The sequence below is a fragment of the Staphylococcus pseudintermedius genome (assembly GCF_034042775.1).
In the GTDB taxonomy this organism is placed as follows: domain Bacteria; phylum Bacillota; class Bacilli; order Staphylococcales; family Staphylococcaceae; genus Staphylococcus; species Staphylococcus pseudintermedius.
Window position 1 is genome coordinate 168,835 of sequence record NZ_CP120150.1, and the last position, 24,635, is coordinate 193,469.

General features: G+C 39.5%; 12 protein-coding genes. 9 read left to right on the forward strand and 3 right to left on the reverse strand.

Annotation, left to right across the window (positions count from 1 at the left end; all coding sequences use genetic code 11):
- Window positions 1-36 precede the first annotated feature (36 nt).
- The 5 genes from P3U61_RS00720 to P3U61_RS00740 all read left to right on the forward strand — a co-directional run bounded on the left by P3U61_RS00720 (window position 37) and on the right by P3U61_RS00740 (window position 4,596).
- Window positions 37-1,086 carry an ABC transporter permease gene (locus tag P3U61_RS00720; protein ID WP_015729754.1) on the forward strand — a complete coding sequence of 350 codons (1,050 nt, stop codon included), beginning with the start codon at window positions 37-39 and terminating at the stop codon, window positions 1,084-1,086.
- 12 nt (window positions 1,087-1,098) lie between these two features.
- A complete protein-coding gene (locus tag P3U61_RS00725; protein WP_037542118.1) occupies window positions 1,099-1,761 on the forward strand; it encodes an ABC transporter ATP-binding protein in 663 nt (220 codons plus the stop codon).
- A gap of 86 nt (window positions 1,762-1,847) precedes the next feature.
- On the forward strand, window positions 1,848-2,270 hold the full coding sequence (gene hypR, locus P3U61_RS00730; RefSeq protein WP_014612808.1) for a redox-sensitive transcriptional regulator HypR: 423 nt from the start codon (window positions 1,848-1,850) through the stop codon (window positions 2,268-2,270).
- Window positions 2,271-3,596: a hypothiocyanous acid reductase MerA gene (gene merA / locus P3U61_RS00735; protein ID WP_099997496.1), complete on the forward strand. Its 1,326-nt coding sequence runs from the start codon at window positions 2,271-2,273 to the stop codon at window positions 3,594-3,596. It begins immediately after the preceding gene.
- Window positions 3,597-3,789: 193 nt separating this feature from the next.
- On the forward strand, window positions 3,790-4,596 hold the full coding sequence (locus tag P3U61_RS00740; protein WP_099997495.1) for an arylamine N-acetyltransferase family protein: 807 nt from the start codon (window positions 3,790-3,792) through the stop codon (window positions 4,594-4,596).
- A gap of 293 nt (window positions 4,597-4,889) precedes the next feature.
- On the opposite strand, the gene P3U61_RS00745 is transcribed toward P3U61_RS00740, so the two are convergent.
- Window positions 4,890-5,384 (reverse strand): isoprenylcysteine carboxylmethyltransferase family protein, encoded by a 495-nt coding sequence (locus tag P3U61_RS00745; protein ID WP_015729749.1) that lies wholly within the window; start codon window positions 5,382-5,384, stop codon window positions 4,890-4,892.
- A gap of 259 nt (window positions 5,385-5,643) precedes the next feature.
- Between P3U61_RS00745 and lip the strand changes: the two genes are divergently transcribed.
- The 3 genes from lip (at window position 5,644) to P3U61_RS00760 (ending at window position 8,265) form a co-directional block, all read left to right on the forward strand.
- The gene (lip, locus tag P3U61_RS00750; protein WP_104052142.1) at window positions 5,644-7,548 is read left to right on the forward strand and encodes a YSIRK-targeted triacylglycerol lipase; all 1,905 of its coding nucleotides are present in this window, start codon (window positions 5,644-5,646) and stop codon (window positions 7,546-7,548) included.
- Window positions 7,549-7,741: 193 nt separating this feature from the next.
- On the forward strand, window positions 7,742-7,999 hold the full coding sequence (locus P3U61_RS00755; protein WP_014612814.1) for a type II toxin-antitoxin system Phd/YefM family antitoxin: 258 nt from the start codon (window positions 7,742-7,744) through the stop codon (window positions 7,997-7,999).
- Window positions 7,999-8,265, forward strand: a complete 267-nt coding sequence (locus P3U61_RS00760; protein ID WP_063278654.1) for a Txe/YoeB family addiction module toxin — start codon at window positions 7,999-8,001, stop codon at window positions 8,263-8,265. Before P3U61_RS00755 ends, P3U61_RS00760 begins: the two co-directional genes overlap by 1 nt.
- A 360-nt stretch (window positions 8,266-8,625) precedes the next feature.
- Here P3U61_RS00760 and P3U61_RS00765 read toward each other — a convergent pair whose 3' ends face one another.
- Window positions 8,626-8,727 carry an SE2200 family small protein gene (locus tag P3U61_RS00765; protein WP_019169745.1) on the reverse strand — a complete coding sequence of 34 codons (102 nt, stop codon included), beginning with the start codon at window positions 8,725-8,727 and terminating at the stop codon, window positions 8,626-8,628.
- A 13-nt stretch (window positions 8,728-8,740) separates the two neighbouring features.
- Window positions 8,741-10,234 (reverse strand): L-lactate dehydrogenase (quinone), encoded by a 1,494-nt coding sequence (lqo, locus tag P3U61_RS00770; RefSeq protein WP_014612817.1) that lies wholly within the window; start codon window positions 10,232-10,234, stop codon window positions 8,741-8,743.
- Between the two features lie 756 nt (window positions 10,235-10,990).
- Between lqo and P3U61_RS00775 the strand changes: the two genes are divergently transcribed.
- The gene (locus tag P3U61_RS00775) at window positions 10,991-24,595 is read left to right on the forward strand and encodes a KxYKxGKxW signal peptide domain-containing protein (RefSeq protein WP_323695725.1); all 13,605 of its coding nucleotides are present in this window, start codon (window positions 10,991-10,993) and stop codon (window positions 24,593-24,595) included.
- The last annotated feature ends 40 nt before the right edge of the window (window positions 24,596-24,635 follow it).

The following is a 24,635-nucleotide window of genomic DNA, read 5'->3' on the forward strand; positions in this document are numbered from 1 at the left end:
GGGAAGATATAACCTATATCATCTCAGGAGGTGCCTATGTTTTTAGCATGGAATGAAATCAAACGGAACAAACTTAAATTCAGTCTCATTATTGGTGTTCTCATCCTCATCAGTTATCTATTATTTTTACTGTCTGGATTGGCGAAAGGACTTATCAATATGAATACGGAAGGTATTAATCGTTGGGAGGCAGATGCGATTGTGTTAAACAAGGATGCCAACCAAACAGTTCAGCAATCAAGCTTTGACAAAACGCTTGTGAATGGAAAATTTGATAAACAAGCCACATTGAAACAAGCAGCAGTCATTGTCTCTAACGGTAAAATTGAAGAAAATGCATTGCTATATGGAACGCAAAAAGATGCGTTTATTGTCCCTCAACTGACAGAAGGACGTACGTTTACTGCAGATAATGAAGTCATAGCTGACGGTACATTGAAAGAAAAAGGATTCAAACTCGGGGACACGTTATCACTTTCTCAATCAGATGAAACACTCAAAATTGTAGGATTTACCGAATCAGCAAAATACAATGCCTCTCCTGTTCTCTTTGGGAATGATCAAACGATTGAAAAAATAAATCCTCTTTTAACTGGGGATAAAACGAATGCCGTCGTTGTAAAAGATAGTCATTGGCAACATCAAAAACTAGACTCGACACTTGAAGCAATAGATATCAATACATTTATCGAAAACCTGCCAGGTTATCAAGCGCAAAATTTAACTTTAAACTTTATGATTAGTTTTTTATTTATTATCTCGGCTACAGTCATTGGTGTTTTTTTATATGTCATTACGTTACAAAAGACGCAATTGTTTGGCGTATTGAAAGCACAAGGATTTACAAATGGAGATTTAGTGAAAGTCGTATTATCTCAAACATTTGTATTAGCGCTGATTGGGACAGTTATTGGCTTAATATTAACCCTCGTGACAGGTACATTTTTACCTTCTGCCGTACCGATTAAATTTGAGATGCTCACGCTTATAATTTTTGGTATTGTGCTCATTTTAGTGTCGCTATTGGGCAGTTTATTTTCAATAATGACGATACGCAAAATTGATCCACTGAAAGCAATCGGTTAGGAGGTAAAAGGTATGTTGAAATTTCAAAATGTCACAAAATCATTTAAAGATGGCCAACAGGTTATTGAAGCGGTAAAACCGACAACACTAGAGTTTAGTCCAGGAGAACTTATAGCGATTGTAGGGCCATCTGGTTCAGGGAAAAGTACATTTTTAACAATGGCAGGTGCATTGCAAAAGCCGACATCCGGAGATATTATCATCGGCACACAAAAAATAACAGATTTAAGCCAAAAAGCATTGGCACGTGTCCGCATGCAACAAATTGGCTTTATATTACAAACGTCAAATTTAGTACCATTTTTAACAGTCAAACAGCAATTTCAACTCTTGAAAAAGCGAAAAAAAGACGTGATGGCACAACAAGATTTTGATGCACTTATCCAACAGTTAGGTTTAGAAAGTGTCATGAATCAGTTACCAAGTGAAATATCGGGTGGACAAAAACAACGTGTCGCTATTGCCAAGGCGATCTATACGAATCCAGATATCATTTTAGCTGATGAACCCACAGCTTCTCTTGATACTGAAAATGCGATGTCGGTGATGGAGATTTTAAAAAATGAATCTAAACGACGCAACAAAATGTGTATGATTGTGACACATGACGAGCGGCTAACGGCATACTGTGACAAGGTATTTGAAATGAAAGATGGTGTGCTTACAGAAAAGTAGAAACAATATTTAAAGGATTAGGGTTTTTATTTTAGTAAAGATGTGTTTTAATGTAACTATAATAATTACATTAAAGAGGTGCAATGATGAATCTTGAATTTAATATTGCCGTGCACGTACTCACATTTTTAAATCAACATAAAGGGGAAGTGTTTAATAGCCAAGCACTCGCTGAAAATGTCTGTGTCAATCCTGTGCAATTAAGACGCGTGATGTCAAAGTTGCAACAAAAAGGTGATGTTAAAGTGGTGCGTGGTCAAAAAGGGGGATACCTTGCTACTGAAGATGGATTGGCGATTAAGTTAGAACCACTTTTTCGTTTATTCAATCGCCCTGAGAACCATGGACGCTTATTTACAGGAAACCCTTCCATGCACTGTAAAATCTCACAAAAAATCGAACAAGTCATGTATGGCCACTATTTAATTGAACAAGAAATCATTGCAAATTATTACCAAGGTCAAACGATAGGTGATATTTTGAACCAAATTAGAGAGGTGGAAGCATAAATGAATCAATATGATTTAATTGTTGTCGGATTTGGTAAGGCAGGGAAGACATTGGCAAAATTTGCAGCACAACAAGGTAAGAGCGTCGCAGTCATTGAAAAGTCTGCTGAAATGTATGGAGGGACATGCATTAACATCGGCTGTATTCCATCAAAAGTATTAGTTCATGACGGAATCGAAGCGGCATCATTTAACGACGCGATGCAACGTAAACGCGATGTAGTCAATGCATTAAACAGTAAAAACTATCACAATCTTGCAGATGAAGAGACAGTAGATGTGATAAATATGACAGCATCATTCAAGTCCGCACATGCAATCGACTTATTGAATGCACAAGGTGAAGCGGTACAAACGATTGAAGGGAAAAATATTGTCATTAACACAGGAGCGAAGTCAGTCATTCCAAATATTAAAGGTATCGATACATCGCAACGTGTGTATGACTCAAAAGCAATTATGGACTTAACGCAGCAACCGAAACGTCTAGTGATTGTCGGTGGAGGCTATATTGCACTTGAATTTGCGTCAATTTTTGCGAATTTCGGTACAACAGTGACTGTCTTAGAGCGATCTGATCAAATCTTGAAAAGAGAAGATGCAGTGATTGCACAACAAGTGACAGAAGATTTAACACAAAAAGGCATTCAATTCATTTATAATGCTGAAACTGAAGCGATTGAAGATGAAGCTGATGTGACTAAAGTTGTGACAAACCAAGGCACATTTGAAGCGGATGCTATACTTGTGGCAACAGGGCGCAAACCGAATACAGAAGGCTTAAACTTAGAAGCAGCAGGTGTTCAACTAGGTCAACGTGGAGAAATTATTGTGAATGACAAATTACAAACATCTGTTGACCATATCTATGCAGTTGGCGATGTGCATGGTGGCTTGCAATTTACGTATATTTCATTGGATGACTTTAGAATTGTGAAATCTCAATTGTTTGGCGATGGTAAACGTACACTCGCACAACGAGGCGTGGTGCCGTATACAATGTTTATCGACCCACCGATGGCACGTGTCGGTATGACTGCGACAGAAGCACGTGAGAAAGGGTATGATATTCTTGAAAATCAAGTTGCTGTGAATACAATGCCACGTCATAAAATAAACAATGACACGAGAGGTCTGTTCAAAGCGGTGGTCGATGCGAAGTCAGGTCAAGTGTTAGGCGCTACATTGTATGGTCAGCAGTCTGAGGAGCTTATCAATATTGTGAAATTAGCGATTGATCAACAGTTGCCGTATGCAGTGTTGAGAGATAACATCTATACACATCCGACGATGGCTGAATCATTCAACGATTTGTTTAATGTATAGTGATGTGTTGTGGCACGTGTCGGCTATCGATGCGTGCTTTTTAAGGTGCAGTGTGATTGATGATGGATGCGTTGTGCCTAACGTGACATTTTTTCTTGAATCAAGTTGATATTGAGGTGGTCAAAGCATGAATGCATGTTCATCAAAAGGGAATATAAATAACAGGAACATAAGAACAAGTAGGAGGATGATGATGAATATACAAAAAGTAGATCAAAAAATAGAGATAGATGCGCAAAAGCTGTCGTTCAATCGTGTTGAAGCGTTAAATGAATATATGTATCAATTTATGCATCATGTCCCGTTTGAGAATATATCTGTTCAAAATGGTGTGGAAATTTCTACTGATTTAAATGAATTATTTGAAAAAATTGTTGAGCAAAGTCGTGGCGGCTTTTGTTATGAATTGAATACGTTTTTTGCTGCTTATATAGAGGCTAAAGGTTATGAAACGCAATACCTTTCTGCAACTGTGCATACACCAGACGGAGGTCGCAGTATTGCGGGTGCGCATCTATCGCTTGGTGTGATGTTGGATGGAGAGATGTATATTGCTGATGTCGGTTTTGGTGGGGCATCTCCAGTCAAAGCGATGCGTGTCACTGATGATGGAAGTGAGACCGTAGAAGATAAAAGTGGCGTATATCGAGCATTGAGAGTGGATGATGACATTAAAATACAAAAATTTGAAGATGATCATTGGGAAACATCATTTGTAGCAAGTGCTGAGCCCAGATCATTATCTGACTTTGATGATAAACTTGAATACAATCAACATCATCCAGATTCTCCATTTGTGAATCACTTAATTGTGACAAAACCTACTTCGACAGGACGTGTGACGATGTCTCAAAGTAATTTAACAGTGACAGACAAAAAAGGGAAACACAAAACACCTGTCACATCTAACAATTATAGACACTTTTTGAAAAAGTATTTCGATATGGATATTGTTATTCCACGTTTAGAAAGTGAAGAAAAGACATCAACGGAAAAGTAAAAGATGGTAAATCAAAACAATATTGATTCAAGAGACTTAGAGCGTCATCGTTCTAGGTCTTTTTTGCATTTTGAAAGGAAAATAGACCTAGATCATATCGTTGGTACAAGTAATTGATGGATCACGTCGAGAAAGGGGACAATTGATACAGGAATTGGAGAAATAGGAAGTATATAATAGTCAAAATGTGGTATGACTCAAGTCTATGTAAGTTGTTGTAATTAGTGAAGGCAACAGAAAAGAACAGCACATGTCGAAATGAAAAAAGAAAGCTTTCAACATGTGCTCTTGTTTTAGAGTGACATCAGCTTTTCTTCTTGACGAATACGAACGAATAAGAAGTAAGCGTATGGAATTAATAAGATAGCTGTGTATGTCGCATGTGTAAGTAACAGAACACCAATTAATTCAGGGATAATATTCAAGTAGTAGTTCGGATGTTTAGTGACGCGGTATAAACCAGAGCGAATGATAGGGTGGTCTGGTAAGATATACAACTTCAAAGTCCAAATCGGTCCTAGTGTTTTAATGACATGGAATAAAACGAGGTAAGCCAGTACAATGATGATTAGACCTACAGTATTTACTATGCTCCATGTATCATGGTTCAATAATGTTTCGATTGCTGCACCAACATAAATTAAAATGTGTGTGATGGCCAACCATTTCGAATTCTTTTCGCCGTATGCCTGTGCCCCTTGCTGTACAAGTTGTTTTGAATGTTTGATAGAAATAGCAAGGCTAAAAAGACGAATGATAAAGAAAATCAATAAAATAATAAAAGCCATGGTGTTCCTCCAATGAAATAAAATCAATTTATCCTTACATTTTATAGTTTCACACTTACAATTACTATTAACTAATTATTAAATATATAGGACTTGAGCTTTTGTGTAAATTAAATTATAATGCCAAATCTAAAATTTAAAATATAAAATAGATTTACAGTTAAGCATAGAAATAATACAGTTAGGAGAAACTTTAACTATATACAGATGGATTTGTTATATTGGGAGTGTCACCATTAAATTTCAAGGGGAAATACAATTGCATAAAATTAATAAACGTAACACTTTTGCACTGAGAAAACGACCAATGGGTGTTTCATCGATTTTAATTGCATCGGGGTTGTTGATGTTCGCAGGGCACGACGGAAAAGCAGCAGAAAGAAGTGCATCTCAAGACGTAGGAGTTGTAGCCAAACAACAGGAATTATCACTCTACCAACAGAAAGATGGAGATGAACCCACGCGTCATGATGCTCCGACTGTTGTAAATCATGAACGAGAAACGACAAAAAAAGCTTCTGTTGACCACCTTCATACATATACACGCTCTTTAGATACAACAACTGTATCTAAAGAACTCGACAATGAAAAAATATATGGTACAGTTCCACCATCACCGCGAGTTCCTAAAGATCAATCTAACGAAGCCACGCCTGTAAAAACAGAAGATAGCCATACTCAATTAACACAAAAGCCAGAGTTAGATTCTGAGTTTTCAGCTATTGAAAATGACAATAAAGAAGCAAAAGAACAAACAAAACATGCACAACGACCAGAGTCAGATTTTTCGGTAGTAGAACAACAACATAAAGACAAGTATATTACGAGAGAGATTAAACAGGCTCCTAAAGTGGTAGAGGCATCAACAGAAGACGTTGCACCGACAGACGCTGATAAAAGGAATAAAGGCGTTGTACCAGATTCAAAAATAAACAGCCCCTCACCGCGTCTAACCACACACAGTCAAACACAAGCAACTTCAGCACCGACTATAACAAAACTTGATAAATCGGCTGTTGAAAACAAGTGGAAGCATAAAGATCCAATCATTTTTGTTCATGGCTTTTCTGGCTTAGTAGGTGATAATGCGCCGAAAGGTTCGAATTATTGGGGCGGGACAAAATACAAAATGATTGAAGAACTGCGTCATGCGGGTTATAACGTATTTGAAGCGAGCGTAAGTGCATTTGGAAGTAACTGGGCACGTGCTGCTGAATTATACGCTTATATTAAAGGCGGTATCGTTGACTACGGGGCGGCGCACGCAGCAAAATACGGTCATCAACGTTACGGTAAAACATATGAAGGTATTTTACCTAATTGGCACTCAGATCAAAAAATACATTTAGTAGGTCATAGTATGGGCGGACAAACGATTCGCCTTTTAGAACAATTATTGCGTAACGGAGATTTAGAAGAAATGGCGTACCAAAAAGAGCACGGTGGCACAATCAGTGAACTTTTCCAAGGTAATCAAGATAATAGAATTACTTCGATTACGACAATTGCGACGCCACATGATGGGACTGTTGCGTCAGATGATTTAGGTAATACAGAAATCATTAAACGCTTGCTATATGAGTACAATGTATTCGCAGGGCGTACAGGACAGACTATAGATTATGGCTTAAAGCATTGGGGATTAGAGCAACGTGAAGGGGAAACCTACGCTGAATATGCAAAACGTGCTAGCAAAAGCCCTCTTTTTACATCTCAAGATACGGCATTGTACGATTTAACTCGTGAAGGAGCGAAAAAACTTAACGCACGTACAGATTTGAATCCTAATATTTATTACAAGACGTATACAGGCTCTGCCACATATGAAACGGTTTTTGGTACACAAATTGCACATCCTTACATGAATATTGCGCACGTCTTGACTGGTGACTTAATCGGTATGACAGAGAACCCCGCTTGGAGAGAGAATGATGGCCTCGTTTCAGTTATTTCATCACAGCACCCTGAAGATGAAGCGTTTGAGTTTGTCGATTTTACTGCGCCAGCTGTCAAAGGGATCTGGCAAGTCACGCCAACATTAAAGGGATGGGACCATACTGACTTTACTGGTAAAGATGTACTGGATTGGCGACGAAGCGGTGCGGAGTTGCAAAACTTTTATCATCGTTTAGTAGAAGATTTAGTACGTAAAGAAGAAGTATAGCGCAGTGAAAAAAGGTTCCATACAATAGGGTTGATGATTTGTGAAATAGTCATACGTAAACTTGAAATGAAATACTTTAAACATAGGTCAATATGTTGTTTGTATTTTTAATCAGAATTGAGAAAGTCATATCATTTGCGTACGTAAAAACGTACGTTATAATATAACTATACTAGTAATGGAAGTGATGTTAATGATTATTAAAACGCCTACAAATGCTAGAAAAGAGTTTTACGAGTTGTTAAAACAAGTTAATGATAATCATGAGCCTATTATAATAAGTGGTTCTAAAAGTGAAAACAATGCAGTTATTGTTAGTCAGGAAGACTGGGATAGTATTCAAGAAACGTTATTTCTCGAATACACTGGTACTATGGATAAAGTAAGAGCACGTGAAAAAGATGATAGTGGTTATACCAATATTGACGATATAGATTGGGATAATTTGTAATGGGTAATTATTCTGTTTTAATTAAGAATTCAGCCAAAAATGACTTAAAAAAAATTAAAAAGCCACTTCTTAAAGAGCAATTTTCAAAAATTATTGAAGTTTTAAAGATTAACCCTTATGAAGCTAGTCAATCTTTTGAGAAGCTACAACCGAAGCATTCAGCTCGATATTCAAGGCGTCTGAATCATCAACATAGAGTTGTGTATACGGTTGATGATGAAAAAAGAGAAGTTTATATTTTTTCTGCTTGGTCACATTATGAGTGAGCGGTATGTAAATAAGTGCTGTGAAAGCATTGATAGTGAGTTATATTGAAACAACATGATTAAAAGTGAATAAGAACAAGGCCATGATTTAAAAATCGTGTTTTACAATACCGTGAATGTCTGAGAAAGCAATGGAGTGTATGTTTTTAAAAGTGACATTATTTCGGTTAAAGCGTTGTTACTACTCTATTGTTGAAGCTTCTATCGTTAAGTGTGACAGTTTACTTCTTAGTATATATGTTGAGTGATGTTGAATAACGACGCTGACATCAGTTCATATGGCGCATCAGTCCAGTTTGGCAAGATATTTTGAAAAAGCCCGATATCTCTATAATAGAGATGTCGGGCTTTTTGCATGCTTTAATATTCAATATTAGGTGCTTTGTTGACGTGTTCTTGATAACGTTTTAAAGCAACGAAAGCTGCAGTGAGTACAGTTGCAACGACTAATAATTTTTTCATGATAGCAACTCCTTTACTCGTAGTAGTTTAATTCTAAGTCTTTTGAAGTTTGTTGACGTATTTTTCTCATTAAATCAACATCTTCAATTAATGATTTACCATAAGAAGGAATCATTTCTTGTAATTTAGGTGTCCATTCAGGTACGTATTCAGCAAAGTTGCGTTCTAATACTTCAAGTGCCACAGACACTGATGTAGAAGCCCCTGGTGATTCACCTAATAAAGCAATAACAGTATGGTCTTGTGAGTTTACTACTTCTGTACCGAATTGGATGTAACCTTTACCGTATTCTTCAGTATCTTTAATCACTTGTACACGTTTACCAGCAGTATATAATTCCCAATCTTGATCTTTAGCTTCAGGGTAGAATGTACGTAAGTGGTTCATACAACCTTCTTTAGTCATTAAGATTTGATCGATTGAGTATTTAATTAACGGTAAGTTTTTCACCGCAGCGGCAAGTAAAGTAGTAATATTGTATGGTTTTACAGATTTGAATAAATCTAAGTTCGAACCATTTTTCAAGAATTTAGGACCGATGCTTGCGAAAGGTCCGAATAATAATGCTTTACGGCCGTTGATATAACGTGTATCTAAGTGAGGTACAGTCATTGGTGGTGTACCAGGTGGCTCTTTACCGTATACTTTCACACCATGTTCTTCGATAACATCTGGGTTTGTACACATTAAGAATTGTCCTGTAATTGGGAAACCACCTAAATGTTTACTTTCAGGAATACCTGTTTTTTGTAACAACGGAATCGCACCGCCACCAGCACCGATGAAGATATAGTCTGCAAGTTGTACATGTGACTCACCTGTATTGCGGTTGACCACTGTAACTTCCCATTTACCATCTTTACGACGGTTGAAGTCTCTAACTTCATGGTTATAATGTACATCTGCATTTTTATGTGCTTCGATACTTTTAGCCATTTTACGAGTTAATTCACCGAAGTTAACATCAGTACCTTCGTCGATTTTACTTGCAGCCATGATGTCGCTAGCACTACGACCTTGCATCATCAACGGCATCCATTTTCTCATCACTTCAATATCTTCTGTATATTCAATATTGTCGAACATTGGGAAATCTTTCATTTTATTATAACGATCTTTTAAGAATTGAACGTTATTCTTCCCGCGTACGAAGCTAATGTGTGGAAGAGGATTGATGAAATCTCTTGGTGTATCAATGTTTTTACTTTTAACAAGATGACTCCAAAATTGTTTTGAGATTTCGAATTCTTCATTGATTTCTTTTGCTTTTTCGATGTCAATTGAGCCATCAGGTTGTTTCACTGTATAGTTCAATTCACAAAGTGCAGCATGGCCAGTACCAGCATTATGACGCTCGTTTGAACTTTCTACACCTGGACTGTCTAGGCGTTCATATAATTTAAGATTCCATTCTGGTTCTAAATCTTTAATCATTGAAGCGAAAGTCGTACTTAGCACACCGGCACCAATAATGACAATGTCTTTAGGTTCTGATTGAGTTGGCATACATAATCACCTTTCGTTTGTTGTATATTGCGGAATATGATAGGAAATCAAGTCCCTTGCATCACTTCTTAACTATTATAGTACATTTTCTATACTAACAAAAATGAAGCGCTTGAATTGTGACAGAACTGATACCACTTTGTAAAGATTGTAAACAAAATGAACAATCATACTTCGCATTACTATAATAATAATAACCCGTGTTAAAGGGGTGAAGCAATAATTTTTAATAAATAAATTACGAGTTTTTTAATTTATATTAAAGAAGGTGAAAGTCAAATCAATGCATCACTTTTATTTATGTCATAAAGGTGTCGTCTTACACTTGTTGTTCAACAGTATAAAGTTCATGAAATGCCCATTATATATGGAATGACACTGACTTAGTGATCTGAAGAATAAATATTTTTATGTTTATTTGTTATCACAAAAATATTATCGTAAATATTAAATTTGTTAAATATAAAACTTAACGGTAGTGCTACATGTGCTTTTATTTATGCTTTTTAAAAAAAACTCCCTTGATTTAAGCTATCTTTTCTTTTCGATTTTGCTATTTTTTACATCAATGCAAAAATCCTAATAACAAAATAAAAACATAATTTAATATAAGTAAATTCTAATAATGAAATTCGTTATATAACCAACATTATAATGATTAAAATTAAGTTGCCTAACGCTTAGAATCGTATTATTATCTATTAATGCAGTGGTGGAATTTTTATCTTTTGAAATTTATCATATGGGAGTTTTGCAATGACAAGAAAATTTAGGGAATTTAAGAAAAGTTTAAGTGAAGAAAAAGCAAGAGTGAAACTTTACAAGTCAGGTAAAAACTGGGTTAAAGCTGGAATTAAAGAATTTCAGTTATTAAAAGCATTAGGCTTATCTTTTTTAAGCCATGACATTGTAAAGGATGAAAATGGAGAAGTAACGACACAATTTGGGGAACAGTTGAAGAAAAATGCATTAAGAACAACTGCTTTTGCGGGTGGAATGTTCACAGTTAATATGTTGCATGACCAACAAGCATTTGCGGCGTCGGATGCACCTATAACTTCTGAACTGGCAACCAAAAGTCAAACTATTGGCGATCAAACATCAATTGTTATTGAAAAGTCTACATCGTCAGATCAATCAACGAACCCAATAACAGAAAGTGAAAGTAAACACGATTCTGAAAGTATCTCATTATCTGAGCATCAAACATCAGAGTCAACAAGTCTTTCAACGTCAACTTCCAAATCAATATCAACTTCAGTAGAGGAATCAGAATCAACATCAAAAGATTCTCATACTAAAACTCAAGATAGTCAATCAGATAGTCATCAGTCAACAAGTCAAGAGGTAAATGGCTCTTCCAACCACGAGCAATCAACACCACACACTGCACAAAGTCTTACGAGCCTATCTATTGAGAGCCAAACGTCGACTTCAAATACATCATTGAAGGAAACTAAAGAAGGGGAATTGTCAAAAAACCTTTCGAAGTTATCTCAAAATCAAAACATCAAACTTCATGAAGAACATACGATGCGTTCAGCAGATTTGAGCTCAGGTTATACAGGATTTAGAGCGGCTTACTATGTACCAAGATCAAGAACAACACCAACGACAAAAGTCTACACAGGGCAAGGAAGCTTCAGAGGTAGAGGTAGAATTAAATATAATATTTTCTACAAAGTTGTCGTTACAAGTAATGGCAAAGAAATGAAGATCCGCTATACATTGAGTCAAGATGATCCAAACACGTCTAATGTTGAAAAACCTAGGTGGGCAGGACAGAAACGATTTGGTATTCATAATACTTGGGATGCAGGTCCTGGTCGCGGGCAATTAAAGTTAGGGTCGGCATTCGGCAAACCAACAGTTATACAAGGAGAAACTAGACCGAATTATGGTAGCTGGGTTGGCACACCTATAACGAAATATGTTTCAGGCGATCGTACAAATGGTTTTTACTGGCAAGCTGCTGTACTTGCACCGAGACATGGAGAGAAGGGAGAAGGAATCACAGCAGAAATTACAGTTCCTATTGTTAACCCTTCTGGAAGATTTAATTGGGAATTCCATCCTGTCGGTCAACAGGACGGAGTTGGTGGCAAAACTGACTACTTTGAAAATGTATGGATTCGAGACTATGACCCATATTACAAATATATTCAAACTAAGGAAGGCAGAGCCTCAGTTTCGCACTCTATTTCTCAGGTGAAAGCAAGTGAATCGAGATCGACATCGCTCATACAATCGGAGTCTATTAGAAGATCACAGTCCATATCTGAGAGTGAATCTATTGTAGCCGCAAGTCATTCGGCAAGTGTAGCAAAATCGCAATCCATCTCGAGAAGTCAATCTGTGGCGAAATCACAATCGATCTCAAGAAGTCAGTCGATCGCACACAGCCGATCAGCAAGTGTGGCAAAATCGCAATCCATCTCAAGAAGTCAGTCGATCGCACACAGCCGATCAGCAAGTGTGGCAAAATCACAATCGATTTCAAGAAGTCAGTCGATCGCACACAGCCGATCAGCAAGTGTGGCGAAATCACAATCGATTTCAAGAAGTCAGTCAATTGCGCAGAGCCAATCAGCAAGTGTGGCAAAATCACAGTCGATTTCAAGAAGTCAGTCAATTGCACAGAGCCAATCAGCAAGTGTAGCAAAATCACAGTCGATTTCAAGAAGTCAGTCAATTGCGCAGAGCCGATCAGCAAGTGTGGCGAAATCGCAATCGATTTCAAGAAGTCAGTCGATTGCACATAGCCGATCAGCAAGTGTAGCGGAATCACAGTCGATTTCAAGAAGTCAGTCGATTGCGAATAGCCAATCTGTAGCAGCGAGTGAATCAGAGAGTCTATCAATATCATTGTCTAAAAAGCAGTCAATATCGATGAGTAATTCTGAAAGTGCAGCAAAATCACACTCGCTTTCGGTGAAAAGGTCTAACTGGATTAAAAAGTCAAAAGCGGCTTCAGTAAGAAAGTCACATTCACTTTCGGTAAGAAAATCTAATTCGGCGAAAAGGTCACATGCTATTTCGGTAAGAAAGTCAAAGTCATTATCAGTTAAAAAGTCGATTGCGCAGAGCCAATCAGCAAGTGTGGCGAAATCGCAATCGATTTCAAGAAGTCAATCAGTAGCAGCAAGTGAATCGGCATCATTAAGCAAGTCGAAGAGCACATCTTTAAGCAACTCAGTGAGTGTAGAGAAATCGACGTCATTAAGTCGATCAGCAAGTGTAGCAAAATCGCAATCGATTTCAAGAAGCCAATCAGTAGTAGCGAGCGAATCGGCATCGTTAAGTAAGTCGAAGAGCACATCGCTCAGTAACTCAGTGAGTGCAGAGAAATCGACGTCATTAAGTCGATCAGCAAGTGTAGCAAAATCGCAATCGATTTCAAGAAGCCAGTCAGTAGCAGCGAGTGAGTCGGCATCGCTAAGTAAGTCGAAGAGCACATCGCTCAGTAACTCAGTGAGTGCAGAGAAATCGACGTCATTAAGTCGATCAGCAAGTGTGGCAAAATCGCAATCGATTTCAAGAAGCCAATCAGTAGCAGCGAGTGAGTCGGCATCGCTAAGTAAGTCGAAGAGCACATCGCTCAGTAACTCAGTGAGTGCAGAGAAATCGACGTCATTAAGTCGATCAGCAAGTGTAGCAAAATCGCAATCGATTTCAAGAAGCCAGTCAGTAGCAGCAAGTGAGTCGGCATCATTGAGTAAATCAACAAGTACGTCAACAAGTGACTCAGATAGCGCGTCAAAATCAACATCTGTATCAGATAGCGATTCAGCTTCATTGAGTAAGTCGACTAGTACATCAACAAGCGATTCAGACAGCGCGTCAGCATCATTGAGCAAGTCAACAAGTACATCAACGAGCGACTCAGATAGCGCATCGACATCAACATCAGTATCAGATAGCGACTCCGCATCGTTGAGTAAATCGACAAGCACGTCAACAAGTGATTCAGACAGTGCGTCAAAATCAACATCTGTGTCAGATAGCGATTCAGCTTCATTAAGCAAATCGACAAGCACATCAACGAGTGATTCGGACAGTGCGTCAAAATCAACATCAGTATCAGATAGCGACTCCGCATCGTTGAGTAAATCGACAAGCACATCAACGAGTGATTCGGACAGTGCGTCAAAATCAACGTCGGTATCAGATAGCACGTCCGCATCATTAAGCAAGTCGGCAAGTACGTCAACGAGTGACTCAGACAGCACGTCTACTTCATTGAGTAAGTCGACAAGTACATCGACAAGTGATTCAGATAGTGCGTCAAAATCAACGTCAGTATCAGACAGTACGTCCGCATCATTGAGTAAATCGACAAGCACGTCAACAAGTGATTCAGATAGTGCATCAAAATCAACATCAGTATCAGATAGCGATTCAGCTTCATTGAGTAAGTCGACTAGTACATCAACAAGCGATTCAGACAGTACGTCCGCATCACTAAGCAAGTCGACAAGTACGTCAACAAGCGATTCAGATAGTGCGTCAACATCGACATCGGTATCAGACAGCACGTCAGTTTCATTAAGCAAGTCGACAAGCACATCGACAAGTGACTCAGATAGTGCGTCAACATCAACATCAGTATCAGATAGCGACTCCGCATCGTTGAGTAAATCGACAAGTACGTCAACAAGTGACTCAGACAGTGCGTCAAAATCAACATCTGTGTCAGATAGCGACTCAGCATCATTAAGCAAGTCAACAAGTACGTCAACGAGCGATTCGGATAGTGCGTCAAAATCAACATCAGTATCAGATAGTGAATCCGCGTCATTAAGCAAGTCGACAAGCACATCGACAAGTGACTCAGATAGTGCGTCAACATCGACATCGGTATCAGACAGCACATCAGTTTCATTAAGCAAGTCGACAAGTACATCGACAAGTGACTCAGATAGCGCATCGACATCAACATCTGTATCAGATAGTGACTCAGCATCATTAAGCAAGTCAACAAGTACGTCAACAAGCGACTCAGATAGTGCGTCAAAATCAACATCTGTATCAGATAGCGACTCAGCTTCATTAAGCAAGTCGACAAGTACATCAACGAGTGATTCAGACAGTACATCAGCATCACTAAGCAAGTCGACAAGTACGTCAACAAGTGACTCAGATAGCGCGTCAACATCAACGTCGGTATCAGATAGCGATTCAGCTTCATTAAGCAAGTCGACAAGCACATCGACAAGTGACTCAGATAGTGCGTCAAAATCAACATCAGTATCAGATAGCGACTCAGCATCATTAAGCAAGTCGACAAGTACGTCAACAAGTGACTCAGATAGCGCGTCAACATCAACGTCGGTATCAGATAGCGATTCAGCTTCATTAAGCAAGTCGACAAGCACATCGACAAGTGACTCAGATAGTGCGTCAACATCGACATCGGTATCAGACAGCACATCAGTTTCATTAAGCAAGTCGACAAGCACGTCAACAAGCGACTCAGATAGTGCATCAAAATCGACATCAGTGTCAGATAGTGACTCAGCTTCGTTGAGTAAATCGACAAGCACGTCAACGAGCGATTCAGATAGCGTGTCAAAATCAACATCAGTATCAGATAGCGACTCCGCATCGTTGAGTAAATCGACAAGTACGTCAACAAGTGACTCAGACAGTGCGTCAAAATCAACATCTGTGTCAGATAGCGATTCAGCTTCATTAAGCAAATCAACAAGTACGTCAACAAGTGACTCAGATAGCGCATCAACATCATTAAGCAAGTCAACAAGTACATCGACAAGCGATTCAGACAGTACGTCTACATCATTAAGTAAGTCAACAAGTACATCAACAAGTGATTCGGATAGTGCGTCAACATCAACATCAGTATCAGATAGCGACTCCGCATCGTTGAGTAAATCGACAAGTACGTCAACAAGTGACTCAGACAGTGCGTCAAAATCAACATCTGTGTCAGATAGCGATTCAGCTTCATTAAGCAAATCAACAAGTACGTCAACAAGTGACTCAGATAGCGCATCAACATCATTAAGCAAGTCAACAAGTACATCGACAAGCGATTCAGACAGTACGTCTACTTCACTAAGTAAATCGATAAGTACATCAACGAGTGATTCAGACAGTGCATCGACGTCAACGTCAGCATCAGATAGCACATCCGCGTCGTTAAGTAAGTCGGCAAGCACGTCAACAAGTGATTCAGATAGTGCGTCAAAATCAACGTCGGTATCAGATAGCGATTCAGCATCATTAAGCAAGTCGACAAGTACATCGACAAGTGATTCAGATAGTACATCAGCATCATTGAGTAAATCGACAAGCACGTCAACAAGCGATTCAGATAGCGCGTCAACATCAACGTCAGTGTCAGATAGCGATTCAGCATCATTGAGTAAATCGACAAGCACGTCAACAAGTGACTCAGACAGTGCGTCAAAATCAACATCTGTGTCAGATAGCGATTCAGCTTCATTAAGCAAATCGACAAGTACATCAACAAGCGATTCAGATAGTGCGTCAACATCAACGTCGGTATCAGATAGCGACTCCGCATCGTTGAGTAAGTCGACAAGTACGTCAACGAGCGATTCAGATAGTGCGTCAAAATCAACGTCGGTATCAGATAGTACGTCCGTATCATTAAGCAAGTCGACAAGCACATCAACAAGTGATTCGGATAGTGCATCGACGTCAACGTCAGCATCAGATAGCACATCCGCGTCGTTAAGTAAGTCGACAAGTACGTCAACAAGCGATTCAGACAGTGCATCAAAATCAACGTCGGTATCAGACAGTACGTCAACATCATTAAGTAAGTCGACAAGTACATCAACAAGCGATTCAGATAGTGCGTCAACATCGACATCAGTATCGGACAGTACGTCTGCATCATTGAGTAAGTCGACAAGCACATCGACAAGTGATTCAGATAGCGCATCAACATCAGTATCAGATAGTGATTCCGCGTCATTAAGTAAGTCGACAAGTACGTCAACGAGTGATTCAGACAGCGCGTCAAAATCAACATCAGTATCAGATAGTGATTCCGCGTCATTAAGCAAGTCGACAAGTACATCGACAAGTGATTCAGACAGTGCATCAAAATCAACGTCGGTATCAGACAGTACGTCAACATCACTAAGCAAGTCGACAAGTACGTCAACAAGCGATTCAGACAGCGCGTCAAAATCAACATCGGTATCAGATAGCACGTCAACATCGGTATCAGACAGTACGTCCGCATCGTTAAGTAAATCAACAAGTACATCGACAAGTGATTCAGATAGCGCATCGACATCAACATCAGTGTCAGATAGCGATTCAGCTTCATTGAGTAAGTCAACAAGTACATCGACAAGTGATTCAGATAGTGCGTCAGCATCATTGAGCAAGTCGACAAGTACATCGACAAGTGACTCAGATAGCGCATCGACATCAACGTCGGTATCAGACAGTACGTCCGCATCGTTAAGTAAATCAACAAGTACATCGACAAGTGATTCAGACAGCGCATCAAAATCAACATCAGTATCAGATAGCGATTCAGCTTCATTAAGCAAGTCGACAAGTACGTTAACGAGTGACTCAGATAGCGCATCGACATCAACATCAGTGTCAGATAGCGATTCAGCTTCATTGAGTAAGTCGACAAGCACGTCAACAAGTGATTCAGATAGCGCATCGACATCAACATCTGTATCAGATAGTGATTCCGCATCACTAAGCAAATCGTCAAGCACGTCAACAAGTGATTCAGATAGCGCATCGACGTCAACGTCAGCATCAGATAGCGATTCAGCTTCATTAAGCAAGTCGACAAGTACGTCAACGAGTGAATCGGACAGTGCATCGACATCAACATCTGTATCAGATAGCGATTCCGCATCATTAAGTAAATCGACAAGCACGTCAACAAGTGACTCAGATAGTGCATCGACATCAACGTCAGTATCAGATAGTGATTCCGCGTCATTAAGCAAGTCGACAAGTACATCGACAAGTGACTCAGATAGTGCATCGACATCAACGTCAGTATCAGATAGTGATTCCGCGTCATTAAGTAAGTCGACAAGTACATCAACGAGTGATTCAGACAGTGCGTCAACATCAACGTCAGTATCAGATAGCGATTCAGCTTCATTAAGCAAGTCGACAAGTACGTCAACAAGAGAATCAGACAGTGCGTCAAAATCAACATCAGTATCAGATAGCGATTCCGCATCATTGAGTAAGTCGACAAGCACGTCAACAAGAGAATCAGACAGTGCGTCAACATCGACATTAGTATCGGATAGTACGTCGGTTTCATTGAGCCAATCAACAAGTGTGGATAAAGATAGTACAGCGAAGAGATCGACAGAATTAGCAAATGTTGCATCACTTTCAATCAGTGCGAGTCAATCAAGTAGTTTATCTGCTTCAACATCCAAATCGATTGAAAATTCTGAGTCTACATCAACAAGTGGCTCAAATTCAACTAATGCGTCGTTAAGTAGCTCAGCTTCACTTAGTACATCAGCAAGTACTTCTGTAAGCGAAGTGACAACTGTCACACATTCTGAAAATGATTTAAGTGCATCTAACGATAGAGATACATCCGGATCAGTAAGTCAATTTGCTTCTGAAAATGCATCATTAAGTGATTCAGCATCAATTAGTGGCGAAGTTTCTAGTAGTACGTCCGCGTCAACTTCGAAATCATCATCACTTTCAGCAAGCGCGTTACATGATAAGCATGTATCAGAAAGCACTTCTGCATCATTAAGTAGTGGAGATTCAAGTCGTGCTTCGGCATCAGTGTCAACGTCATTATCAGAATCAGATAGTGCGTTAATAGACTCTGAATCAATTAGCGTTTCCGAGCACACATCAACATTACAATCAGGTAGTCATTCACTATCACAACAACAATCAGCAGAATTATCACAATCAGAGCAAACATCACAATCACAACGCATTTCAACAAGTGCGTCAGTATCGGCTATGAAATCAGAAAGTGCTGCTAAGGTATCTGAATCGATATCTACGTCTCAATCAAAAGTAGATAGTCAATCACAATCGGTATCTGAATCAGCGAGCAACTCACGAGTGTCAAGAGATTCAAAATCAACAAGCGCTTCAATGCGTCGATCATTGTCAGAGTCAGTATCTCAAAGTATGTCACTTATTGATCAGTCAGAAAGTGATTCAACATCTATATCGATTTCGACGTCAATCAGTGATGAAGACTCTATGCTGTATTCTATGAGTGATTCCGCATCGATCAGTACTAAGGCATCAAGTAGTATGTCTACTTCGACAAGCGAAGAGCATGCCAACAGTCATTCTCAATCTGAATCGACAGCATCGGTTGAATTATCTCAAGAAATGAGTGCATCGGCTTCAACAAGCAAATCTGAGTCTCAATCAGAGTCAGTATCAGTAAGTAACGAAGAATCAAATATCTCATCTATGCAAGAGTCTTTTGTAGAGAGTGCAAAAGCATCGCGTAGTGCATCTATGAGCGTTGCAAAATCTGAAGCCTCTGAATCACAGCTATTAAGTGAGTCTAATGCTTCGGTAAGCCAATCAGCAAGCACAAGTAGTAAAGCATCAGCAAGTACGTCAGAATCTATTTCAACGTCACTCAGCGTATCTGAAGCAACTCATGGAAAACCGAGAAATCATTCAGAAAGTGCTTCAGCAAGTCAATTATTAGAAGAAAATGAGTCATTAAGCGATTCAGCATCAACAAGTGTTGAAGATTCAGAAAGTGCATCAGCATCTCTGTCGGTGTATCAATCACAATCAGCAAGTGCATTGAAATCAACACATGCATCGGAAAAAGCTTCAGTGAATACAAGTACAAATGCTTCGAAGCGTGCATCAGCATCGACATCTATCTCTAACTCGAAATCTAAAGTCATTGCGAGTGAATCGAAGTCAACAAGCATATCAACATATGAATCGTTGTCAATATCGACTAGTAAAGAACAATCAACGCGTGTATCAGTGAGTGAGTCGACATCAACGTCTAAAGTGAAGTCAGAAAGCGACTCGGCATCAACGTCGACATCTGAATCAATCTCAATTAGCGCAAATCGTTCAGGTTACACATCGTCTAAACGTTCGGTACAAATGAGTGAAGCACAATCAACGAGCGATTCATTATCAGTAATGCAATCTGAAGGTTCAGTAAGCATATCGCAATCTTTAAGTGTATCAGATAAGACATCACAGTCCTTATCGGAATCAATATCGCATTCAGAAAGTGACTCTGATAGTAACTCAGTGTCTATTAGTCAAGAGACATCTGAACAACATTCGGTGTCAGACAGTAACTCGACGTCAATTTCGGAAAGCGAATCTATTGCATATAGTCAATCAGCGAGTGAATCAGAATCAACAAGTATCGCAAAATCTGATAGTATTTCGAACTCATTATCTGTTTCATTAAGTGAATCAGAAAGTGAAGCAAGCACATCAGCTTCAGTGAGTACATCTGAAAGTACGTCTGTAAAAGATTCTTTATCAACAAGTATCTTGAACAGTCAATCAGCATCTACTCATCAATCAACAGAAGCTTCTCAAAGTACATCAACTTCAAAAGTTGAGGAAGCATCATTGAGTGACTCTGCTTCTGTATCAGATTCACAATCACTTTCAATGAGTCATGAGAAATCACAAAGTGCATCGACTTCAAAATCTACGAGTCTGTCAAAAACTATTTCTGAGTCAGAGTCTGTGAGTGCATCGACATCAACAAGTGAAGCTGTAAGTACAGAAGCAAGCGAATTTGTATCAACAGTAGACTCATTGAGTCAAGTAACTTCTAACGGAAGCACAACGAAAGAAGATGCAAGCACATTTGTATCCACAGTAGATTCGTTGAAAGACAAAGCATCAAATAATGGTACACCATCAGAGTTTGCGTCAGCAGTGAAATCAACACACGCATCAGTGAGTGTGTCAGCATCAGAAAGTACATCAGCATCGACATCAACAAGCGAAGCTGTAAGTACAGAAGCGAGCGAATTTGTATCAGCAGTAGACTCGTTGAGTCAAGTAACTTCTAACGGAAGCACAACAAGAGAAGGTGCAAGCACGTTTGTATCAACGGTAGATTCACTGAAAGATAAAGCGTCGAACAATGGTACGCCATCAGAATTTGAATCAGTTGTGAAGTCAGTACACGGATCAATGAGTACATCAGCAAGTGCGTCAACGTCGGCATCAACATCAACAAGTGATGCAGTAAGCACAGAAGCAAGTGAATTTGTATCAGCAGTGAACTCATTAAGCAGTGAAGCATCGAATGGTAGCACAACAAGAGAAGGTGCAAGCACGTTTGTATCAACGGTAGATTCACTGAAAGATAAAGCATCAAACAATGGTACACCATCAGAATTTGAATCAGTTGTGAAGTCAGTACACGGATCAATGAGTGTATCAGCAAGTGCGTCAACGTCGGCATCAACATCAACAAGTGATGCAGTAAGCACAGAAGCAAGCGAGTTTGTATCAGCAGTGAACTCATTAAGCAGTGAAGCATCGAATGGTAGCACAACAAGAGAAGGTGCAAGCACGTTTGTATCAACGGTAGATTCACTGAAAGATAAAGCATCAAACAATGGTACACCATCAGAATTTGAATCAGTTGTGAAGTCAGTACACGGATCAATGAGTGTATCAGCAAGTGCGTCAACATCAGCATCGACATCAACAAGTGATGCAGTAAGCACAGAAGCAAGCGAATTTGTATCAGCAGTAGACTCGTTGAGTCAAGCAACTTCTAACGGAAGCACAACGAAAGAAGATGCGAGTACATTTGTATCCACAGTAGATTCGTTGAAAGACAAAGCATCAAATAATGGTACACCATCAGAGTTTGCGTCAGCAGTGAAATCAACACACGCATCAGTGAGTGTGTCAGCATCAGAAAGTACATCAGCATCGACATCGACAAGCGAAGCTGTAAGCACAGAAGCAAGTGAATTTGTATCAGCAGTGAGCTCATTAAGCAGTGAAGCATCGAATGGCAGCACAACAAGAGAAGGTGCAAGCACGTTTGTATCAACGGTAGATTCACTGAAAGATAAAGCATCAAACAATGGTACAGCATCAGAATTTGAATCAGTTGTGAAGTCAGTACACGGATCAATGAGTGTATCAGCAAGTGCGTCAACATCAGCATCGACATCAACAAGTGAAGCTGTAAGCACAGAAGCAAGCGAGTTTGTATCAGCAGTGAACTCATTAAGCAGTGAAGCATCGAACGGCAGCACAACAAGAGAAGGTGCAAGCACATTCGTATCCACAGTAGATTCATTGAAAGATAAAGCATCGAACAATGATACAGCATCAGAATTTGAATCAGTTGTGAAATCAGTACACGGATCAATGAGTGTATCAGCAAGTACGTCAGCGTCAGCATCAACATCGACAAGTGAAGCTGTAAGTACAGAAGCAAGCGAATTTGTATCAGCAGTAGACTCGTTGAGTCAAGTAACTTCTAACGGAAGCACAACAAGAGAAGATGCAAGTACATTTGTATCCACAGTAGATTCGTTGAAAGACAAAGCATCGAATAATGGTACGCCATCAGAATTTGAATCAGTTGTGAAGTCAGTACACGGATCAATGAGTACATCAGCAAGTGCGTCAACGTCGGCAAGTACGTCAGCGTCGACATCAACAAGTGAAGCTGTAAGTACAGAAGCAAGTGAGTTTGTATCAGCAGTGAACTCATTAAGCAGTGAAGCATCGAACGGTAGCACAACAAGAGAAGGTGCAAGCACATTTGTATCCACAGTAGATTCATTGAAAGATAAAGCGTCGAACAATGATACACCATCAGAGTTCGCGTCAGTTGTGAAGTCAGTACACGGATCAATGAGTGTATCAGCAAGTGCGTCAACGTCGGCAAGTACGTCAGCGTCGAGATCAACAAGCGAAGCTGTAAGTACAGAAGCAAGTGAATTTGTATCAGCAGTGAGCTCATTAAGCAGTGAAGCATCGAATGGCAGCACAACAAGAGAAGGTGCAAGCACGTTTGTATCCACAGTAGATTCGTTGAAAGGTAAAGCATCGAATAATGGTACACCATCAGAGTTCGCGTCAGTTGTGAAGTCAGTACACGGATCAATGAGTACATCAGCAAGTGTGTCAGCATCAGAAAGTACGTCGGCATCGACATCGACAAGTGAAGCTGTAAGTACAGAAGCAAGTGAGTTTGTATCAGCAGTGAACTCATTAAGCAGTGAAGCATCGAACGGTAGCACAACAAGAGAAGGTGCAAGCACATTCGTATCCACAGTAGATTCGTTGAAAGACAAAGCATCGAATAATGGTACGCCATCAGAATTTGAATCAGTTGTGAAGTCAGTACACGGATCAATGAGTACATCAGCAAGTGCGTCAACGTCAGCAAGTACGTCAGCGTCGACATCAACAAGTGAAGCTGTAAGTACAGAAGCAAGCGAGTTTGTATCAGCAGTGAACTCATTAAGCAGTGAAGCATCGAACGGCAGCACAACAAGAGAAGGTGCAAGCACATTTGTATCCACAGTAGATTCATTGAAAGACAAAGCATCAAACAATGGTACAGCATCAGAATTTGAATCAGTTGTGAAGTCAGTACACGGATCAATGAGTACATCAGCAAGTGTGTCAGCATCAGAAAGTACGTCGGCATCGACATCGACAAGTGAAGCTGTAAGTACAGAAGCAAGCGAGTTTGTATCAGCAGTGAACTCATTAAGCAGTGAAGCATCGAACGGTAGCACAACAAGAGAAGGTGCAAGCACATTCGTATCCACAGTAGATTCATTGAAAGACAAAGCGTCGAACAATGGTACGCCATCAGAATTTGAATCAGTTGTGAAGTCAGTACACGGATCAATGAGTACATCAGCAAGTGCGTCAACGTCAGCAAGTACGTCAGCGTCGACATCAACAAGCGAAGCTGTAAGTACAGAAGCAAGCGAGTCAGCATCGATCAGTGTATCAATGTCAGTGAGCGCATCAACAAGTGCTTCAATGAGCGTATCAGTGTCAAACAGTGTGTCAGTGAGTGACTCTATTTCAGTAAGTGCATCAACAAGTGAACCTAACTCGGTAAGCTCTTCTATGAGTAGTTCTCTTTCAACATCGGCATCAACGCCATCAGAAATTACTTCAAGTTCGTCATCAAGCGATTCAGCGACAGTTCAAAAAGTAGTTTCTAAAGATGAACAGCACGCTACAAATAAAGTTGAAAAATTACCTGACACAGGTCAATCAACGACACAAACTGGTTTATTGGGTGGAGTAGGTGCTTTACTTACAGGCCTTGGTTTACTCAAAAAATCAAGAAAACAAAAAGATGAAGAAACATCATCACATGAATAATAAATAGTTTAAGCATGGTTAAAGAGGCTAGCTTCATGTT